The 17,556-nt window shown below is 70.0% G+C and carries 7 protein-coding genes; 5 read left to right on the top strand and 2 right to left on the bottom strand.

The genetic code is table 11. From position 1 onward, the window contains the following. Positions 1–69: 69 nt before the first annotated feature. Genes ACWH49_RS24455 through ACWH49_RS24440 form a run of 4 tightly spaced genes read left to right on the top strand, consistent with a single transcriptional unit; the run spans position 70 to position 14,071 of the window. Positions 70–3,393 carry a DUF6603 domain-containing protein gene (locus tag ACWH49_RS24455; RefSeq protein ID WP_448173800.1) on the top strand — a complete coding sequence of 1,108 codons (3,324 nt, stop codon included), beginning with the start codon at positions 70–72 and terminating at the stop codon, positions 3,391–3,393. A gap of 25 nt (positions 3,394–3,418) precedes the next feature. Continuing rightward, positions 3,419–7,078, top strand: a complete 3,660-nt coding sequence (locus ACWH49_RS24450; protein WP_448173799.1) for a hypothetical protein — start codon at positions 3,419–3,421, stop codon at positions 7,076–7,078. Positions 7,079–7,107: 29 nt separating this feature from the next. Further along, complete coding sequence (locus ACWH49_RS24445) at positions 7,108–12,075, top strand: hypothetical protein (RefSeq protein ID WP_448173798.1); 4,968 nt, start codon at positions 7,108–7,110, stop codon at positions 12,073–12,075. 31 nt (positions 12,076–12,106) lie between these two features. Continuing rightward, positions 12,107–14,071 (top strand): hypothetical protein, encoded by a 1,965-nt coding sequence (locus ACWH49_RS24440; RefSeq protein WP_448173797.1) that lies wholly within the window; start codon positions 12,107–12,109, stop codon positions 14,069–14,071. A 3-nt stretch (positions 14,072–14,074) separates the two neighbouring features. Here ACWH49_RS24440 and ACWH49_RS24435 read toward each other — a convergent pair whose 3' ends face one another. Continuing rightward, a complete protein-coding gene (locus ACWH49_RS24435) occupies positions 14,075–14,587 on the bottom strand; it encodes a dihydrofolate reductase (protein ID WP_448173796.1) in 513 nt (170 codons plus the stop codon). Between the two features lie 34 nt (positions 14,588–14,621). Beyond that, a complete protein-coding gene (locus ACWH49_RS24430; RefSeq protein WP_448173795.1) occupies positions 14,622–15,293 on the bottom strand; it encodes a GntR family transcriptional regulator in 672 nt (223 codons plus the stop codon). 101 nt (positions 15,294–15,394) lie between these two features. Between ACWH49_RS24430 and scpA the strand changes: the two genes are divergently transcribed. Then, positions 15,395–17,551, top strand: a complete 2,157-nt coding sequence (scpA, locus tag ACWH49_RS24425; RefSeq protein WP_448173794.1) for a methylmalonyl-CoA mutase — start codon at positions 15,395–15,397, stop codon at positions 17,549–17,551. The last annotated feature ends 5 nt before the right edge of the window (positions 17,552–17,556 follow it).

Genomic DNA, 17,556 nt, shown 5'->3' with positions numbered 1-17,556 from the left:
CCACGGGTGCTAGGGGGTGACGCTCCGAAACCCCGTCACTACATTGCGGTGACTCCAGCGGAGGACACCATGGCGGGCACGGCTGACACGGTATTTTTGAGAGCGTTCAAGTGGTTCCAGGTGTCGGTCGAGCATCTGCACGGTCAGATCCCGGCGGCGGCACTGGCCGATCCGTTGCGCGACGCGCTGAAGACCCGCCTCGGCCTCGAACTCGACAAGACGGCCGCGCAGATCGACCCGAGCGCTTTCGCGGTCGCGCACGCGGCGGCCGAGTCGCTCGCGGTGGCCACGCTCGTCACCGGGGAAACGTTCGCCGCGCTGCGAACGCTCGGCGCGGTGCTCGACAATCTCGGCAGCGGCAACGTCGACCTGAACGATCTCGTCGCCGTGGTGCGGCAGATCGACCGCATCATCGGCGCCGATCCCGGCAAGCCGCCGTCGGCCTATTCGATCGCGAAGCTGCTGTTGATCGTCTCGGGCGATGCCGACGAGGCCGATGGCCCGCTGCCCGCGCGCCGGCTCGTCTACATCATGAAGGGCGACGACCCGGCCGGCCATGCGTCCGACGCGAGCGTGGCCGAGCCGCAGGCCATCATCGGCCTGGCGATCATGGCGATCGGCACGATCATCGACCGCGCGTTCGGCAACGACCCGGCGGCGCCGCGCGGCCTGCCGGCGAGCCGCGCGCCGATCACGCTGCCCGCGGGCAGCAAGACCAAGACCTTCGAGCTCGTGCGCTCGGCCGGCAAGAAGCTCGAGCTGACCTTCGGGTACGACGGCCCGGCGGCCCCGAATCCCGCGGTGCTCTACGCCAAGCTGAACAGTTCGCTCGAAGCGAACCAGGGCGTCGGCGACGACTTCAAGCTCGCGTTCACCGCCGGCAGCGCGCTGACGATGGCCTTCGACCTGCCCGCGCTGAACCCGCTGCCGGCCAGCATCCCCGCGCCGCGCTTCGATGGCGAGATCGACCTGGGCATCCGCTTCGGCCGCAAGAGCACGGCGAATCCGCTGATCCTGGGGAAGGCCGACGGCACCCACTTCTCGATCGGCGAGCTCAGCGGCGCCATCGTGCTGAAGAACCTCGCGCCGCAGGTCGAGTTCGATCTGAAGGACAGCAAGCTGGTGCTGAAGGTCGGGGACGATCCGTTCCTCGGCGCCGTCATCGGTGACGAGATCGAGGTGGCACTGACCTTCGGCCTGATCGCCGACATCGCCGGCGGTCTGCGCCTGAAGGACGGCACGGGCCTGAAGGCCACGATCCCGCTCGAGAAGATCCCGAACTCGCCGGTCCAGATCCCGTTCCTCACCTTCGAGCTCAAGAAGGCCGAGGGGCTGAACAAGATCGAGGTCGAGCTCTCCGGGTCGTTCCAGGTGCAGATCGGCCCGTTCGGCGGCTCGATCGACCGGCTCGGCACCAAGCTCAACCTGAAGAACCTGACGCAGGGCATCGCCGACGCCGCCTGGGGGCTGAAGCCGCCATCGGGTGCGGGCATGTCGATCGACGCCGGTGTCGTGAAGGGCGGCGGCTTCCTGCTGTTCGACCCCGACCGAGGCGAGTATGGCGGCATCATCGACGTCAAGATCATGCAGATCGGCGTCAAGGCGATCGGCCTGCTGTCGACCAAGAACCCGGGCGGGTGGTCGCTGCTGCTGATCATCGTCGCGCAGCTGCCGCCGATCCAGCTCGGCTTCGGCTTCACGCTCACCGGCCTGGGCGGTCTGCTCGGCATCCAGCACACGGTGAACCGCGAGGCGCTGACGGCGGGCCTGGCGACTGGCTCGCTCGACAACTTCCTGTTCCCGCAGAACCCGATCGCCAACGCGCCGCAAATCATCAGCCAGCTGCGCGTGCTGTTCCCGTTCAAGGCCGGCGGCTTCGTGATCGGGCCGATGCTGGAGCTCGGCTGGGGCACGCCGAGCCTGGTGACCGCGCGCGTCGGCGTGCTGATCGAGCCCTCGCAGCTGATCTTGGTCGGCCAGGTGATCGTGCAATTGCCGCCGCTGGTCGACAAGGACCTGGCGCTCTTGTACCTGCAGATCGACTTCGCCGGCTACGTGGTCTTCGACCCGTTCCAGATCGGCCTGGACGGCGTGCTGCGCGATTCGCGCGTGCTGATGATCTCGCTCAGCGGGCAGTTCGCGTTCCGCGCCGTGTTCGGCGACCGGCCGAGCTTCCTGATCAGCGCCGGTGGCTTCCATCCGAAGTTCACCGACATCCCGCCCGACGTGCCGAGCCCGTTCCAGCGGGTCGGCGCCGACCTGTCGATCGGCATCGTCGGCATGCAGTTCCGCGGTTACTTCGCGGTGACCTCGGCGACGGTGCAGGGCGGCTCGTCGATGCGGGTGTGGGGCGACGTCGGCATCGCGAGCTTCGAAGGCGGCTTCGAGTTCAACGCGATCATCTACCTGGTGCCGACGTTCCGCTTCGAGACCGACATCCACGTCTTTGCCGGCATCGAGGTCTTCGACATCGACTTCGCGAGCGTCGACATCTACGGCATGCTCAGCGGCCCGGGCCGCTGGCACATCGTCAGCCGCGCCAAGGTGCACACGCCGTGGCCGCTGCCCGACTTCAGCTTCCATGTCGACGAGACCTGGGGCGAGGACAAGGAAACCATCGTCCGCCGGATCGCACTGCTCGGCGAGCTGAAGCAGGAGATCGCGACGATCGGCAACTGGTCGGCGCAGCTCGCGCAGGCCGGCGATTCCTTCGCCAGTTTTGCCAAGCTGCGGGCCCCGCCCGAAGGCCAGCCTGCGCCGCTGCTCGCGCACCCGAACGCGGTGCTGCAGTTCGTGCAGAAGCGCATGCCGCTCGACAAACAGCTCGACAAGCTCGGCTCCGACAAGATCGACGGCGAGCGCACCATCGGCATCGCCTCGCTCGTGTTCGGCGCGAGCGAGAAGGCCGCCGACAAGGTGCTGCAGGACAGCTTCCCGGCCGCGCAGTTCCTCGACATGAAAGAGGACGACCTGCTCGGCAAGCCCTCGTTCGACCGCTTCAACAGCGGTCTGCAGGTCGGCCAGCGCGACTACCTGTTCGGCCATGCCGAGGGCGAGCTGTTCGACTACGAGGAAGTCAATCTCTCGATCGAGAAAAGCGGCAGCGTGCTCGCCGGTGCCGGCCTGACGCTCGCGCAGCACCGCCACTGGGCGCTCGACAACGGCGCCGCCGCGCGCACGCCGCTGCGCCGCAAGGACCAGCTGCGTCCCGAAGACGACGTGCGCATCGTCATCAACCCGGTGCCGATGCAGGTGCTGGACACTTCGACCGGCACGATGGCCGCCACCGCGCTCGCCGGCGCGGCCGGCCATTCCTACTGGCACGCCGCCGATGCGGCCGCTGCCATGGGCGGTGCGGCGCAGGTGGTCGAAGCGTTCGAGTCGGTGTTCTAAGCCGTTCAGATCAGGAGCCTGCCAGATGCCCACCTCGTACCAGTTCCTGCCGTGGGTGCGGCGCGGCCTGACCGTCGCGCTCGGCAATGTCGACACCATGGGCGCGCTGCCCGCGCACGCGACCGCGCAGGTCGGTGTCAAGCTTGCCGGCGCGTTCGCAGGCGAGGCGATCCCGCCAATCGCCATGCAGCTCTACGGCCCGGGTGACGTGGTCGCGATCGACACCGCGCTGGTCGTGCGCACCGACCCGCGCCGCAACGCGACCAACTTCGAGCCCAACTACTTGGCGATCGTCGATTTCGACCCGCCCGACTTCCCCTGGATGCTGACGCCGGCCAGCGCGACCGCCACCGACCGGCTGCGGCCGTGGCTGGTGCTGGTGGTGCTCGAGGTCGCGAAGTGCGGCGTGCCGAAGATGAAGGGGCAGGCGCCGCTGCCGCAGATCCGCGTGCCGGCGGCGCTGGTCGAGACCGAACTGCCGCCGCTCGGCGAATCGTGGTCGTGGGCGCATGCGCAGGTCGTCAGCGATTCGGCGTCCGACAACGTCGCCGGCATCCAGGCCGAATTGCAGAGCGACCCGCGCAGCAATGTCTCGCGCCTGGTGTGTCCGCGCCGGCTCTCGCCGCGCACCGACTACGTCGCCTGTGTGGTGCCGGCCTTCGAACCCGGCCGGCTGCGTGGACTTGGCCTGGCCGGCGACGGCAGCGGCGCGGCGATGCAGACGCTCGCGCCGGCCTGGAACACCGCCGTCGTGGCCGACGTGACGCTGCCGGTGTACTACCACTGGGAGTTCTCGACCAGCGATGCCGGTGATTTCGAGTCGCTCGCGCGCCGCCTGCGCACGCCGAAGAAGTGGAAGAACGACGCGGCGATGCAGAGCCTGCTCGCCAACATCGGCACCGCGCCGATGGCGGTCGATCCGCTGGTCAACCCGGCCGGCGTCTCCACCAAGATGGAAGGCGCGCTGGTGCCGCTGAGCTACACGCCCGGCGCGCCCGCGTTCGGCACGCACGCCGACAGCCTGATGGCGATCGTCAACACGCCGGCGAGCCAGGTCGACAACCCGGTCGTCGACGAACCCGACGGCACGGTGCGGCGCATCGAGGTCAAACCGCCGCTGTGGGGCAACTGGCACGCCAAGAAGCACAGCGTGACCCGCGCCGACGAGCCCGGCCTGTGGCTCGCCGGGCTGAACCTGAACCCGCGCTACCGCGGCGCGGCCGGGCACGGTGCCGAGGTCGTGCGCAAGAACCAGGAGGCCTATGTCGACGCGTGCTGGGACCAGATCGGCACGATCCGCGACGCCGAGCTCAAGTTCAACCTGACCCGCCTGGCGATCGAGGCGCAGCGCGCACTGAAGGCCAAGCACTTCGACCCGTTGCCGCCCGAGCGGCTGCTGCAGGTGATGGGGCCGGCGCTGCCGCGCATCGAGGCGCTGGACGCGGCCGGACAGCCGGCCTTCAAGGTGAACGGCGTGATCGCCTCGCTCGGCGGCCAGGTCGATCGCTCCAGCATGCCCGCGGCGATGGTCGACGGCGCACTGCGCCGCGGTGCCAGCCCGCTGCGCCGTGGCCTGCGCGCGGCGGCGCTGCGCCTGGGCACCGTCACTCGGCTGCAGGACGTGGGTCGCGGCTACATGACGCAGATGGCAGCCGCCACGACGAAGGTCGCGGCGTTCAGCGTCAACGCGTACGTGCCCGACGGCATCCTCGGCACCACCTTCTTCGACGGCCTCCAGCTCGATGGCCAGACCGAGGTCGATCTCAGCGGCCGCGGCATGCGCGGCAAGGTCGGCGTGGCGCAGGTGAAGGCCGTGATGGCGGCGGCGAGCGCCGCGCAGGTGAGCGTCGCGCGGCACGGCATGCCGCAGATGCGCATCCGGCCGGCGCAGCACGGCGGCGTGTTCACCGACCTGCACGTCGGCCGCTTCGCGGCGCTCGCGGCGCAGACGACGACGCTGAAGGCGGCCGACTTCGGCGCCGTCGCCCTGCAGGTCGAGGCGGCCAGCCGGCGCGGCGTCGAAGGCTTCCTGGTCGAGGCGCAATTGACCGGCGGCCAACTGCAGATCAGCGCGATGCAGCTGGACAAGCGCAGCGGCGCGCTGCGCCTGGACAGGCCGCTCGCGCGCCTGACGCCGCGCGGCGTCGTCGAGCGGCCGCGCGCGGGCGAGATCGCGCGCATCGCCGGCATCCCGCTGGCCCAGGTCAATCTCGTCGACGTGCGCCAGTTCGGCAACGTCGGGTTGTTCTCGAGCCTGCCAGCCAATGCGTTCGACCTGCAAGCCGGCAACGTCGTCTCCGGCTTCAAGCTGACCGAAGGGCTGGAGTTCACACGGGTCGGCGATGCGCCGGCGCAGCGCAACGTCACCAGCATCACGCTGCCGCCAGCATTGCGCACGCGCGACGTGCTGAATCGCTTCTCGAAGGCGACGCAACAGTTGCAGAAGCAGTGGCTCGATCCGTTCGACACGATGCGCGTCGCGGTGCACACGGTCGACTTCCCGCTCGCCGCTGCCGCGCAGATCGTGCGCGCGCGCACCCGGCCCGACCTGACGCTCGCCGCGCGCCTGGTCTCGCAGGTGCAGCTCGCCGGCACCACGCCGGGCACGGTCAGCGCGTTCGTCGGCCGCTACCTGATGAACGGCCCGGGCTCGAACAAGCTGCGCTTCATGGTGCCCGCGCTGTTCGACCGCGTGATGGCCTGGCCGCACCTGCGTGCGCCGCTGTACAAGGACCTCGCCGAGATGAACCAGGAGGCCTTCATGCCCGGCATCGGCAACCTGCCGCCCGACCTGATCATGGCCGTGCAGGTGAACCAGTTCTTCATCGACAGCTTCATGGTCGGTGCGAATGCCGAAATGAACCGCGAGCTGCTGTGGCGCGGGTTCCCGACCGACCTGCGCGGCACGCCGTTCCAGCGCTTCTGGGGCCGAGTGCGTTCGCGCGCCGACGGTACGCAGGAGCCGCTCGACGACATGGAGCCGATCCACGAGTGGGGCCAGCAGCCGCTCGGCCAGCGCGTCGACGAGAACCTCAAGGACCCGAACCGCATCGCGCTGCTGGTCAAGGGCCAGTTGCTGCGGCGCTACCCGAACACCGCGGTCTACGCCTGGAAGCGGCTGAAGAACGTGCCGCCCGATGCCAGCAAGCTCGTGAAGAACGCGCAAGGCCTGCCGCCGAACGCCGCGGCGATCCAGACGCCGGTGTTCACCGGCACGATCGCGCCGGACATCACCTTCTTCGGATTCGACATCGACAAGGAGGCGATCGACGACTGGTGCTTCGTGATCGAGGAGCACATGACCGAGCCGCGCTTCGGCTTCGATGTCGACGAGCCGCCTGCCGCACCGGCGGGCGGCGGTGGTGTCGGCAGCGCGGCGATCGGCATGCAGCGGCGTCCGGCGATGCGTGTGGCGCTGCAGCAGTACGCGCTGGGCAATGCCGCCACGCCGGAGTTCAAGGCGATCAAGGCGCGCGGCTACAACCCGTACAAGGCGCTGTCTTGGAGCCACGTCGGCGTGGCCGCCGGCCAGTTCACGACAGTGGCGGCACTCGCCGGCGTGCCGAACGCGCCCTTCGCATCGTTCCCGACGCTGACCGCCACGCCGACCGCCGCCGAGATCGCGAAGGCATTGCTGCAGGAGCCGTTCCGCGCGTACTGGGAGGGCCCGGACCTCAAGACCTGAGGACGTCCGCGCATCCCCGAGGAGACACCATGCCCCTGCTCGACCTGAACCGACAAGCCATCACCAAGGCCCGTGCGCAATTCGCCGCCGCGCGCGACACGCAACGCGCCGCGCGCGCCGCGCTGAAGCAGGCCGAGCGCGAACTCGCGCTGCTGCAGCGCGACGGCGCGAGCGAGCGGACGCAGCAGCGGGCGAAGCAGCGCGTCGCATCCCTGGCCGCCAAGTCGCGTGAACAGATCGACGGCACGAAGGCGCAACTGCGCGGCATCGTCGAGATCTCCGAAGGCTTGCGTGCGGCGCGCGACCCGGCGCTGATGGTCGAGGCGCTCGACACCCAGCACCCGGTGCTGCTGATGCCGGTCGCGATCCAAACCCGCTACGACGACGCGACCACGCAGCTGATGATCCGCATCTACCCCGATCCGCTGCATGCGTTCCAGCACGAGCCGGGCTTGACGCCGGCCGAGGTCGAAGCCGCCCAGCGCTACTGGACGCAACGCTTCGCGAGCCCGCAGGACAGCAGCTCGGCCTGGCAGGAGATCGCGATCCCGTACGGCCCGATGCGTGCCGCCTACCTCGTGCGCATGCTGACACCCGCCAACGCCGGGGAGATCGGCAACGCCGCCGCGCCCGAGTTCGATCTGGCGGCCGTGCCGATGGCCTCGCCCGATGCGCGCGAAGTGGTGGCCGCGGTGCTGCCGGAGCGCTTCGTCGCGGTCGGTTTTCGCGGCGGCGTCGAGGTGCTGCGCAAGTGGGGCGCGCCGGTCGCCGACCTGCTGCCGATGTCCCCGCTGTTCGATCCGCTGCTGGTCGACGACCCTGCCCAGTGGAACCCGTTCGCCGACGACCGCGCCTGGCTCGTCGACTACCCGGCGGCCGTGGCGGCCGGCATGGCCATCACGGTGACGGCCCGCGACCTGCGCCGTGGCACCGCGCTCGCGCAGGGGCTGGACCGGCTCGTCGTCCTCGGCGTCGACTGGACGCAGACACCCGAGTCGGGCGCGGCGCTGGTCGCCGACCTGCTGAACAACCACCAGCACGCCGAGGGCCTGAAGTTCGTCGCGCAGGGCACGCCGACCAACAACACCGGCAGCGTGCGCGCCGGCTTCGCCGCGAACGGCGGCGACGTGGCGGCCGCACTCGACCCGACCGTCGCCGACGCGCAGGCCGAGGCGATTGGTGGTGTCGCCGCTGCCGCCGGCGCAGGCCCGGTCGTCGCCGACGAACTCGCCGGCGCCGGCGCGCGCCTGCAGCTTCTGCTCGGCCTGCCGCCCGCCCAAGGTCCCGGCACGTTCGACGCGACGCTGATTCCCGGCGCGGATCTGCAGGAGGGCGCCACGGCCGGCCACATGATCAACGCGCTGTGGAACGCGACGCTCGGCTACACGCTGCGCTACTTCTGGAACCCGCTTCACCCGGGCCAGACGCTGCTGACCGACAGCGCGATCGACACCCTGCGCGCACACGCGGTGCGCTACCTGCGCCCGAACGGCCCGCTTGCGGCGCTGCGCGTGGGCAACCAGCCCTACGGCATCCTGCCGATCACCGCGCGCGGCTTCAAGGCCGAGCCGCGTTCGGCGCTCGAGACCGAGCTGCTCGAGGCGATCGGCTGGTTCCGCGGCTACTGGGAGAACGCCGCCCAACTCGTGCCGACGATGAGCGTGCCGGCCGCGCACCAGCTGCACCAGGTGCTCGCGATGCAGCCGTGGTCGGTCGCCAAGCAGTTCTGGCAGGTCGTCGGCCCGGCGGCGATCGAGAACTACCCGGACATCAAGGACCTCGCGTTCGGTCAGCGCATGCTGATCCAGTTCATGGTCGCCGACCTGCTCGAGCGCCAGCCCTGGGGCATGAAATCGCCGTTCATCAGCGGCTGCGCGGTGCGGCCCAAACCGTCGCCGCTGAACGCGGTGCCGTGGGTCCAGCGCGACCCGGCCCACCCGAAGCAGGAGCTGCCGGCCGATGCCGCCCTGGCGCGCAACTTCGTCGCGAGCCTGCTCACGCTGTTGCGCACGCCGAGCCCCACACTGCGCCAGCCGCTGAAGGCGATGCAGAACGGCGAGTCGCTGCTCGAGGCGATGCTCGGCTTCGCGGCCGACGAGGAAGTGCTGCACAGCGGCCGCCAGCTGTTCTACGGCCACCTCGACAAGTCGCCGCTGGTCAGCGCCACCGCCAAGCTCGCCGCACGCCGGATGGGCTACTCGGAGCTGATCTCGGTCGACAGGACCACGCTGGTCGGCGACCAGATCGAGATCGGCCATGCCGGTGCGCTGCTCGGCCTGCAACTGATCGGCACCACCGGCAACCAGAGCGTCGAGGCCTACATCGGCACGCGGCTGGTCGAGGCGGTGCGCAACGGGCCGGAGCACCTGCGCAACATCGCGACCTTCAACGAGAGCCTCGAGTTCCTGCAGACGCGCAAGGCGGGCGAACTCGACCACGCGCTGCGCGGCACGCTCGACGTGGCCGCCTATCGGCTCGATGCCTGGATCACCTCGCTCGCGACCAAGCGCCTCGACCAGATGCGCGAGGCCACGCCGCGCGGCCTGCACATCGGCGCCTGGGGCGTCGTCGAGAACCTGAAGCCCGATTCGCGCCTGCCCGACCAGCGCAGCGCCGACAGCCTGGGCTACGTGCATGCGCCGTCGATCCAGCAGGCGACGACCGCGGCCATCCTGCGCAGCGGCCACCTCGCAAACCGCGAAGCCGCCGGCGGCGCGTTCGACCTCGACCTGAGCTCGGCCCGCGTCAAGCGCGCGAAGCGGCTGCTCGAGGGCATCTCGAATGGCCAGTCGATGGCGGCGCTGCTCGGCTACCGCTTCGAGCGTTCGCTGCGCGACCACGGGCTGTCGCAGCACATCCTCGACTACCGGCTGCGCTACCAGCTCAAGCCCACCGGCCCGGACGACGCGCAAGGCGAGAAGATCTCGGCGCGCGACGTGATCGACGGCGTGCGCCTGGTCGGCGAATACCAGGGCAGCGGCCGCAGCGTCGACGCGGTCTCGCCGGCGCTCGTGCCGGCCGCCGACCGCGCGAAGGTCAAGCCGTGGATCGACGACCTGATCGACCTGATGGATTCGGTCTCCGACCTGCTGGTGGCCGAGAGCGTTCACCAGATCGTCGGCGGCAACCTCGAAGCCGCGGGCGCGGCAATGGCCACGCTCGACAAGCAGACCCGCCCGCCCCAGATGCACGTGATCGACACGCCGCATTCGACGCGCGGCTACACGCAGCGCGTGGTCGTCGCGATGCAGGGCGGCGACGCCGGCCCGTGGGCGGCGATGAACGACCTCGCCGCGCAGCTCGAACCGCGGCTCAACGCCTGGCTCGCGCGGCTGCTCGGCGCGCCGGTGCGCTACCGCTTCCATGCGCGTGTGCTGCGCCGGGTCGACACCGGCGTGGTCTACGACGGCCGCGCGCAGTCCCGCTGGGACGATACCGGGAGCCCGCTCGAGGCCTCGCTCACCGAGCTCGGCCTGTCGCCGCTCGCGCTGGTGCTCGGCAGCGAGGCGCAGCGTGCCGGCGGGCAGAGCGCCGTGCAGGAGCGGCTCGCGACCCTGTTGAACGCCAAGGCGCGCGCGGCCTTCGGCGCCGACGCCGACCAGATGGCGATCGTGATGCAGCCCGACGCGCCGGCGGGAGCGCCGGCCGGCAGCGTCGGCCTGGTCGAGTTCGAGTCGTTCGCTTGGCTGCTGAAGCGCCTGCTCGACAAGACCCGGCCGCTGCGCCGCATGGACATGGTGCAGGCGCGCGACGGCGTCGAGACCGACGCGACCCTGAACCACGGCGAGTTCGCCGGCGTGCAGGTCGCCGAACTGATCGCGCGCATGACCACGGCCGACGCGCGCGCCGACGCGGTCGAGCAGGCGCTGCAGGACGCCGTGGCGGCGGCTGCCGCAGTGATCCCGCCCGAGCCCGATCCACCGGAGGCCCCCGTGGTGCCCGACCCGGCTGCGCCCGCCAACCGAGCCTTGCTGGCGCAATTGCAAGCCGCGCTCGCGCAGGCCGACGCGCTCGGCTGGCGCAGCGCGCTGGCCAGCCAGCCGGTCGCGGACGGCGGCGCGCAGGTGGCGGGTGGCGACACGTTGATCGCGGCGCACGACCGCGCCGCCGCGCTGCTTGCCGAAGTGCGGGGCCGCCGTGCAGCCGCACCCGCACCCGAGGCAACGCAGCGTTTCGGCGAGCAGGTGCGCAAGGCGATCGCACGCATCAAGGCCGTGATGGGCGAATCGTTTCCGGTGCTGCCGACCTTCGACCTCGGCGGCTTCGCAGCCGAGTCGGCGACCTCGCTCGCGGCGCGCGCCACGCTCCTGCGCGGCGACGATCTGGCGATCGCCGGCTGGCTGCCCAAGCTCGGCTGCGTGCACGAGACCACCGGCCTGCTCAGCGACGCGCTGACCGCTGCCGAGGCGATGGGCCTGCCGCAGCAGGGCGGCGACTTCAAGCTGCTGCAGACCTCGGCACAGCCCGGCGTCCAGGTCAAGCACTGGGGCGCGTTGCCGCCCGACCCGCAGGACGACTTGCGCGGCGTCGTTGCGGTCGTCGCGCATGCGCCGGACGCGCTCACCACGCTCGGCGCTGCGGACACCTTCGCCGGTCTCTACGTCGACGAGTGGATGGAGGCCATCCCGGCGCCGAAGGAGACCACCGGCCTGGGCTTCCACTTCGACGCACCCGGCGCGCGCGCGCCACAGAGCATGCTGCTCGCGGTGCCGCACGACAAGGACCTGCAGAACTGGACCCTCGACGCGCTGCTCGGCGTCGTCGACGAGGCGCTCGCGCTTTCGCGGGTGCGTGCCGTGCGGCCGGCCGACCTGAAAGGGCTCGGCCTGTTGCTGCCGGGCCTGTTCCTGTCGAACAACTTCAAGCAGGACGTGCCCTCGGTCGACTTCGGCGTGCTGGTCTCGAAGAACCTCGCGGCGCTGCGCGCGGCCTACGACCAGAACACCGCGAAGAGCTTCATGACGATGGCGGCCGGCACCAACGTCGTCAGCGAATGAACCAGCCCCGCGAACCAGGAGCAACACGACCATGAGCGCACCGTTCCGTGTCTCGATGAAGGCCGCCAACGTGGCGGCGCTGAACGTGGCGATCCTCCAGCCCGACCCGTCGGCGACCACCTGGTCGCGCCTCGACCCGATGCCCACCAGCGACGACACCACGCTCGGTCTGCAGGCGCCGCTCGCCGACCCGCTGTGGATGCTGGCGCGCCAGTGGCAGTTCAACGAGTTCCAGGGCGAAGACGCCGGCAGCCCGATCGGCGCGGCGATGCGCGTACGGGGCGCGCCGATCTCGCGCCTCGTGCACGCCGGCGGCGCAATGCCCGACCGCGCATTCGGTGGCGCCACGCCACCGCTGGAGGCCATCGTCGAGGCCGAGCGCGTGCTGCCTGTCCACGCCAAGCTCAATGCCCAAGCCGGCCAGCACCTGATGCGCATGTTGCGCGCGGCCGGGCAGGGCGGCGCCGTCGATCCGCTGCGCGCGGCGTTCACCGCGGCCATCGCCGACCCGGCCGATCCGGTCGCCGACAACGCCGGCTTCGTCTGGCACCGCCTGCTCGGCGGCCGCGCGATCGATGCCGACGGCCTGGCGCGCACGCTGCGCCCGCTCGCCGGCAACGACGCCGCCATCGAGGCGGTCGTGGCGGGACTGGGCATCGCCGCGCCGGCCGCGGTGCGCGCCGTGCTGAGCGCATGGCTGGCCTGGCTCGACGACCTGGTCGTCGACAGCGACACCGCGGGCGCGAGCGCCTACTGGAACCCGCAGCGGCTCGAATACGCGTTCGGCCTGCGCTCCGACGGGGTGGTGCCGGAGGTGCGTCTCGACGCCGACGAATACACCGACGGTCTGCTCGACTGGCACACCTTCACGGCACGCGCCCCGGCTGCGGGCATCCCGCCGATGGCCCAGGGCGCCACAGAGTGGAAGCCGGAGCGCCCGCCGATGCCGACAATCGCGCGGTACCCCGGCATGCCGGCCGATCGCTACTGGGAGTTCGAGGACGGGCAGGTCAACTTCGGCCGCCTCGGCGCCGCCAAGAGCGACCTGGCGCGGCTTGCGGTGATGGAGTACGCGCTCGTGTTCGGCAACGACTGGTTCGTGCTGCCGATGACCTTGCCGACCAATGCGGTCTACCGCGTCGCCGAGTTCAGCGTCACCGACAACTTCGGCATCACGGTGCCGATTCCGCCTGCGCGCAACTCGGACGGCACGCCGTGGACACTGTTCGGCATGAGCAGTGCTCCGGCCGCCAATGGCACGCGCACGCGGCTCGACGGTTCGCTCTACCTGTGCCCCGCGCTCGAGACGCAGGAGGGCCCGGCGCTCGAACACGTGCTGATGATGCGCGACGAGATGGCCAACATCGCCTGGGCGATCGAGAAGCGCGTGCAGGGCACCTCGGGCGACGCACTGGACCGCGGCTTCGAGAGCGGTCGCCTGTCGACCACGCAGCGCCTCGCGCTGCCGAGCGGCGCGGTCGTCGCCGAGGGCGGCGCGCCGCTGAGCTACACGCTGCAGACGCCGGTGGCGGCGCACTGGATCCCGTTCCTGCCGGTCAAGCGCGAGCATGCGAGCGCGCTGAACTGGTCGATCCAGCTGCAGCGCGGCGTCGTCACGCAGTTCTATCAGGTCACGCCGGGGCCGATGGACGAGCCGCGCAACGTCGACTACAAGGCCTTCATCGAGCGGCTGCGCAACCTGCCGTTCGTCGAGCCCAAGCCCGTGAGCGGGCCGGACGAGAACAAGCTGCAGGGCTTCATGTTCCATCCGCGGGGCGAGATCCTGCGCCTGACGCCGGGCGATCCCGCTTCGCTGACAACGACCGACTTCCTGCGCCTCGAAGAGGAAGAAGTTCCGCGCGAGGGGATCGAGCTCAAGCGCGCGTTCAACTACGCGCGCGACGCGTCCGGCCGCGCACTGCTGTGGATCGGCCGCAGCAAGACGACCGGCCGCGGCGAAGGCGCGAGCGGGCTGAAGTTCGACGTCGTCAAGTGACCCTCAGCGAACCGCCGGGGTCGTGCCGCCAGACACGCGGCGGTAGGTGACGAAGCTGTAGCCGGCGCGCGGATCTCGGGCGGCGCAGGCGAATTGCGCGCGGTCCCACGGCGGGAAGAACACGTCGCCATCGAGTTCCGCGTCGATCTCCGTCAGCACGAGCTCTTCGGCCCGCGGCAAGGCGAGTGCGTAGAGCTGGGCGCCGCCGATGACGAAGGCCTTCGCGGTCCCGGCGAGCAATGCCAGCGCCGCGTCGATCGACCCGACCGCTTCGGCGCCTTCGGCATGCCAGGTCGGATTGCGCGTGACCACGAGATTGCGCCGCCCCGGCAGCGGTCGAAAACGCTCCGGCAGCGAGTCCCAGGTCCTGCGGCCCATAATCACCGGCGAGCCCATCGTGACGCGGCGGAAGTTCTTCAGGTCTTCGGGCTCGCGCCAGATCAGCGCATTGTCCTTGCCGATCGCCCCATTGCGGGGGACGGCGGCGATCAGGCTGAGGGCAGGGCGGTCGGGCATGGCGCCATTGTGTCGCAGCGAGGCGGAGGCGGGCTCAGGTCAGCGACGCCGCTTCCTTGCCGTTCGCGAAGTGCTGCTGCATCAGCGCCTGGGCCCTTTCGCCGTTGCGCGCCTTCAGCGCCGCCATCAGCTGGCGGTGCTCCTTCAACGAGGCCTCGAGCCGGCCCTGCTTGAACAGCGAGTGGTGGCGGTTCAGCTTCATCACCTTGCGCAGGTCCGCGACGAGCTGGTTGCGCCAGCGGTTGTCGGCGATCTCCAGCAGCTTCATGTGGAAGCGTTCGTTGGCGGCGAAGAACGCGTCGCGGTCGGCCACCGCATCCTCGAGCTGCTGGTGCAACGCGAGCAGCTCGGCGAGCTGGGCTGCGCTGCTGCTGCGCGCGACGACCATCGCGGCGTCGCTCTCGAGCAGTGCGAGCAGGTGGTAGACCTCGGCGAGGTCTCGCTCCGACACCTCGGTGACATACGCACCGCGACGCAGCTTCATCGTCACCAGACCTTCGGCGGCCAGCACTTTCAGCGCCTCGCGCAGCGGCGTGCGGCTGATGCCGTACTCGGCTGCCAGCGCCTGCTCGTCGATCCAGCTGCCCGGGTGCAGCGTGTGGGCGAGGATGCGGCCGCGCAGCCGCTCGGCCACCTGCTCGTAGAGAGCGCGCTCGCGCAGCGGCGGGGGGGGCTGGTCGGCGAGAACGGTCGAGGGGGTAGCCATGGGCACAACTCTGGCGTTAGAATTCAATTTTGAATTATGACGGCGTTTGCGCAGATCGTCCAGCCCACATACTGGGCGCTGTACGCCGAGGGATGCACACCATGTCGGACGACAAGATTCTGAATTCGGACGCGCTGCCCGCGTGGGAAAGGGCCGCCGCCAAATCGGCCCCGGGCGGCGATGCGCAGGCGCTGACCTGGGTCACGCCCGAGGGCATCCCGGTCAAGCCGCTCTACACCGCGGCCGACCTGAAAGGCCTGCCATACACCGACACCTTGCCCGGGTTCGCGCCGTTCGTGCGCGGTCCGCAGGCCACGATGTACGCGGTGCGCCCGTGGACGATCCGCCAGTACGCCGGCTTCTCCACCGCCGAGGCGTCGAACGATTTCTACCGCAAGGCCCTGGCCGCCGGCGCGCAGGGCGTCAGCGTCGCGTTCGACCTGGCCACGCACCGCGGCTACGACAGCGACCACCCGCGCGTCACCGGCGACGTCGGCAAGGCGGGCGTGGCGATCGATTCGGTCGAGGACATGAAGATCCTGTTCGACGGCATCCCGCTCGACAAGGTCTCGGTCAGCATGACGATGAACGGCGCGGTGCTGCCGGTGCTGGCGGGCTATGTGGTCGCGGCCGAAGAGCAGGGCGTGTCGCAAGAGAAGCTGAGTGGAACGATCCAGAACGACATCCTGAAGGAGTTCATGGTTCGCAACACCTACATCTTCCCGCCCGAGCCCAGCATGCGCGCGATCGGCGACATCATCGAGTACACGGCGAAGAACATGCCGAAGTTCAACTCGATCTCGATCTCGGGTTACCACATGCAGGAGGCCGGCGCGAACCAGGCGCTGGAACTCGCGTTCACGCTCGCCGACGGCCGCGAGTACGTGAAGGCCGCGCTCGCGAAGGGTCTCGATGTCGACGAGTTCGCCGGACGCCTGAGCTTCTTCTGGGCGATCGGAATGAACTTCTACCTCGAGGTCGCCAAGATGCGCGCCGCTCGGCTGCTGTGGTGGAAGATCATGACCGCATTCGGCGCCAAGAACCCGAAGAGCCTGATGCTGCGCACCCATTGCCAGACCTCGGGCTGGAGCCTGACCGAGCAGGACCCGTACAACAACGTCGTGCGCACCACGATCGAGGCGATGGCGGCGGTGTTCGGCGGCACGCAGTCGCTGCACACCAACGCGCTCGACGAGGCGATCGCGCTGCCCTCCGAGTTCAGCGCGCGCATCGCACGCAACACCCAGCTGATCATTCAGGAGGAGACGCACATCACCAGCGTCGTCGATCCGTGGGCCGGCAGCTACATGATGGAGAAGCTGACGCAGGACATGGCCGACGCCGCCTGGAGGATCATCGAGGAGGTCGATGCGATGGGCGGCATGGTCAAGGCCGTCGACAGCGGCTGGGCCAAGCTCAAGATCGAGGCGAGCGCGGCCGAGAAGCAGGCCCGCATCGATGCCGGCAAGGACGTGATCGTCGGCGTCAACAAGTACAAGCTGAAGACCGAGGACGCGATCCAGACGCTGGACGTCGACGGCGCGATGGTGCGCGACGGCCAGATCGCGCGGCTGAAGCAGGTGCGCGCGACGCGCGACACCGCGCAGGTACAAGCCGCGCTCGATGCGTTGTCGACCTGCGCCGAGACCGGCGAAGGCAACCTGCTCGACCTGTCGATCAAGGCGGTGCGCCTGCGTGCCACCGTGGGCGAGGTGTCCGACGCGCTCGAAAAGGTCTGGGGGCGCCACCGCGCCGACACGCAAAAGGTGACCGGTGTGTATGCAGCCGCTTATGACAGTGCCGAGGGTTGGGACAAGCTGAAAGGCGAGATCGCCCAGTTCGCCGAGGAGCAGGGCCGGCGTCCGCGCGTGATGATCGCCAAGCTCGGGCAGGATGGCCACGACCGCGGCGCCAAGGTCGTCGCGACCGCGTTCGCCGACCTCGGCTTCGACGTCGACATGGGCCCGCTGTTCCAGACCGCAGAGGAGTGCGCGCGGCAGGCAATCGAGAACGACGTGCATGCGGTGGGCGTCAGCACGCTGGCCGCCGGGCACAAGACGCTGGTGCCGGCGATCATCGAATCGCTGAAGCAGCAGGGTGCCGACGACATCATCGTGTTCGTCGGCGGCGTGATCCCGCGCCAGGACTACGAGATGCTGTACGCCGCGGGCGTCAAGGGCATCTACGGGCCCGGCACGCCGATCCCGGCGAGCGCGAAGGACGTGCTCGAGCAGATCCGCGCGAACCTGACCGCCTGATCGTT

The organism is Rhizobacter fulvus (assembly GCF_964020785.1).
The sequence above is the reverse complement of the archived record's forward strand: the minus strand, read 5'-3'. Positions and strand labels throughout refer to the sequence as shown.

Bases quoted from the DNA above. Each gene is read 5' to 3' on its own strand.
- ACWH49_RS24455 (WP_448173800.1), top strand. From the start codon at position 70: ATGGCGGGCACGGCTGACACGGTATTTTTGAGAGCGTTCAAGTGGTTC.
- ACWH49_RS24450 (WP_448173799.1), top strand. From the start codon at position 3,419: ATGCCCACCTCGTACCAGTTCCTGCCGTGGGTGCGGCGCGGCCTGACC.
- ACWH49_RS24445 (WP_448173798.1), top strand. From the start codon at position 7,108: ATGCCCCTGCTCGACCTGAACCGACAAGCCATCACCAAGGCCCGTGCG.
- ACWH49_RS24440 (WP_448173797.1), top strand. From the start codon at position 12,107: ATGAGCGCACCGTTCCGTGTCTCGATGAAGGCCGCCAACGTGGCGGCG.
- ACWH49_RS24435 (WP_448173796.1), bottom strand. From the start codon at position 14,587: ATGCCCGACCGCCCTGCCCTCAGCCTGATCGCCGCCGTCCCCCGCAAT.
- ACWH49_RS24430 (WP_448173795.1), bottom strand. From the start codon at position 15,293: ATGGCTACCCCCTCGACCGTTCTCGCCGACCAGCCCCCCCCGCCGCTG.
- scpA (WP_448173794.1), top strand. From the start codon at position 15,395: ATGTCGGACGACAAGATTCTGAATTCGGACGCGCTGCCCGCGTGGGAA.